The sequence below is a fragment of the Flavobacterium sp. genome, from assembly GCF_040382755.1.
GTDB lineage: Bacteria > Bacteroidota > Bacteroidia > Flavobacteriales > Flavobacteriaceae > Flavobacterium.
The window spans coordinates 1-3,174 of the sequence record NZ_JBEIET010000176.1; the positions used below are offsets into that span (position 1 = coordinate 1).

The following is a 3,174-nucleotide window of genomic DNA, read 5'->3' on the forward strand; positions in this document are numbered from 1 at the left end:
AGGTTGCAATTCGGTCGATATCTTTATCCTTGTAGAAAACGTTTGCTACTTCACTTCCATCAATATCATCTTTAGGAGAAGGAATACCCAACACTTTCGTTAATAATTTTAAAGAGGTGAAGTGTTTATAATCGCCAAATTTCCATAATTCTAACGTGTCTAAATGCGGCACTTCCCAAGGCTTTTTACCCATTAAATTCAATTTAGCAGGAATTTTAATCCCGTGAATTAACATACGTCGGGCGATATATGGAAAATCAAATTCTTTTACATTATGTCCGCACATCACGTGTTGTGGCAAATTAAAATGATTGTTTATCAAATTAGAAAAATCCAATAACAAACGTTCTTCATCTCCTTGAAACGTGGTGACTCTAAACTGTCGTTCGCCACTTTTTTGCGTAAAATAACCTACAGAAATACAAACAATTTTACCAAACTCAGCCCAAATGCCGGCTCTTTCGTAAAATTCTTCTGGTGAAACCTCATCTTTTCTTTGGTATTGGGTTTTGTGTGCAAAAAGTTCCTGAAAATCCGTGTCTAATTCCGAAAAATGTTCCATTTCTGGAACCGTTTCAATATCTAAAAATAAAATATTGTTTAATTGAATGGTGTCTAACATATTTATTTCTTTTTATTAATCATTTTTAAAGCTTCTTCTACATATACATACAAATCGTTACTATGAGGATCAGTTGTCGTTTGTTTGCCTTTTAAATGCCCCAATCGCACAATAATAACATCATCTTCTGGCAAGACAATCACAAATTGACCCAAATGTCCTCGCATGTAATATATTTTCTTTCCGTTTATTTGATGCAACCACCATCCATAACCATATTCTGGACTATCGGAAAAACGCGGTTGCAATGATTTTTCCACAAACGAGCGTGGTAAAATTTGCTTGCCATTCCAAACCCCATTTTGTTTGTATAATTTTCCAAAACGAGCAAAATCTCGAGCCGTACTGGCAATACAACAATACGCCTTTTCAATTCCGGTATCGGCTTCGTCTAATTGCCAAAGCGCATCGTTTTCTGCACCCATAGGTTTCCAAAAATGCTCAGACACATAATTAGAAAGGTATTCACCAGTAGCTTTTTCAATACACATGGCTAATAATTGAGTAGCACCGCTTAAATAATTAAATTTTTGCCCTGGCTTGTCTTTGATACTTAATCCTAAAATAACCTCTTTTAAATGGTCGTCAAAATACGCACGAGTTACAATAGAAAACGGACTGTAGTATTTTTCGTCCCAACTTAACCCAGATGCCATAGATGATAAATCACCTACGGTAACTTCTTTGGCAAATTTGCCTTTTAATTTTGGGAAAAAATCGGTAACTTTTTGATCTAAACTTTTAATTTTTCCTTCCATTATGGCTTTACCTAAAGCAGCTGAAACGATACTTTTTGCTATAGAAAAAGAATTGCTTTTTGAGGTGTTTGTGTACCCTTCAAAATAACTTTCATGCCAAATGCTATCGTTTTTTATGATTAAAAACGCTACGGTTTGTAAATTTTTGTGAGTCGTATTTAATTTGTCCGTAGCGGGAACGCTATTGTAATCTTTAGAAACCGCCCAAGGTTGAGCCGTCCCTTTTTGAATGGTACGATTTGGAAATTCTTTATAATCTTCTAAAAATGCAGTGGTATGTCCTTTTAAATAAATGGTTTTTACGGCACGAAGCAAATAATCTACATCAAACACATACAAGATAAGTATGAAGCCAACACAGCTTATAAAAAACCATTTAAAGAAGGTAAGTAACCGTTTCATAGGGCAAAAGATTTGATAAGCAATATAATAAAAATTATAATGTTATTGTTTCTTTCTAATGAAAAAATTTGTAAGTAACAATGAAATAGGGAACTTTAACCAATAAGGGTTATTTTTATACAAATTACTGAACACTAAAACCTACTCCACAAACAACACCAATCCTTTTAAATAATGTCCTTCTGGGTGGTAAATATTGGTTGGGTGATCTGGGCCTTGTTCTAATTTGTGTAACACTCTTATATTTCTTCCTGTTTCTATGGCTGCTGCGGCAACGGTATTGTAAAATAACACATCGTCAATGACTTGCGAGCACGAAAACGTAAATAATATGCCGTTAGGCGCTAAAGCTTTTAAACCTGCAATGTTTAAACGTTTGTACGCTTGTGTTGCGGTATGTTTACTTTTAATGCTTTTCGCGAAAGCGGGAGGGTCTAACACAATAACATCGTATTGCTGCGTGTGTTCTTTCATAAAATTAAACACGTCGTCAGCTACTGCTCTATGGTTGGCTTTTGGAAAGTTCAATTCCATATTACTTGCTGCTAAATCAACCGCTTTTTGAGAAATATCTACCGAAGTAACTAATTCTGCTCCAGCGTTCATAGCATAAATAGAAAATCCACCTGTGTAACAAAACGTATTTAGTACTTTTTTACCTTTTGAGAATTCTCCTAATAATTTTCGGTTGTCGCGTTGATCCAAGAAGAAACCTGTTTTTTGGCCTTCTACCCAATTTAAAGAAAATAAAATGTTGTTCTCTTTCGCAACCGTTTCGGCTTTGTTTCCAAATAAGAAATAATCGGTTCCTGTATTCGGTAACGTGCCTGCACTTTTGCAATAAATGGTTTCGCAATACTCGGAAAAATTCGATTTTATTGCTTCGGCAATTTGCTCCATTTGAAGAAAAATTCCCGTTGAATGGGCTTGAATTACCCAATTTTTATCGTAATAATCAATAATTAATCCCGAAATTCCATCACCTTCTCCGTGAATGACACGGAACGCATTGGTAACTTCAAAATCCAATAATTGAGTACGTAAATACCAAGCCGATTGTAGTTTGTCTTTCCAAAAAGATTCAGAGAAAGTTTCGTCGCCAAACGTCAAAATACGAACTACAATACTTCCTTTATCACTGAAATAGACTGTGCCTAAATGTTGGTTTTTTGAATCCACTACATCTACCATTTCGCCATCGTTTATTTCCCGACTTACGCCATACACCGCACCGCTGAAAATCCAAGGATGACGACGTTGAATGGATTTTTCTTTACCTGATTTTAGAATTACTTTTGCTCTCATATTACTTTGAAAAGACCTACCCGTTTTTTGACACCGGTTAGGTCAGTATAAAATTTTTATAATTGAAAAATTAGTTACGCAACAACC

The 3,174-nt window shown here is 35.1% G+C and carries 3 protein-coding genes; all 3 read right to left on the reverse strand.

The features are described from left to right. Positions 1-622, reverse strand: a 622-nt coding sequence (locus ABWO04_RS10735; protein WP_353079698.1) for a 3'-5' exonuclease, incomplete at its 3' end; no start/stop codon positions are given. 2 nt (positions 623-624) lie between these two features. Continuing rightward, positions 625-1,782, reverse strand: coding sequence for a serine hydrolase domain-containing protein (locus tag ABWO04_RS10740; protein WP_353079699.1), 1,158 nt, complete (start codon positions 1,780-1,782; stop codon positions 625-627). Between the two features lie 141 nt (positions 1,783-1,923). Beyond that, positions 1,924-3,087: a class I SAM-dependent rRNA methyltransferase gene (locus ABWO04_RS10745; RefSeq protein WP_353079700.1), complete on the reverse strand. Its 1,164-nt coding sequence runs from the start codon at positions 3,085-3,087 to the stop codon at positions 1,924-1,926. Positions 3,088-3,174: the final 87 nt, after the last annotated feature.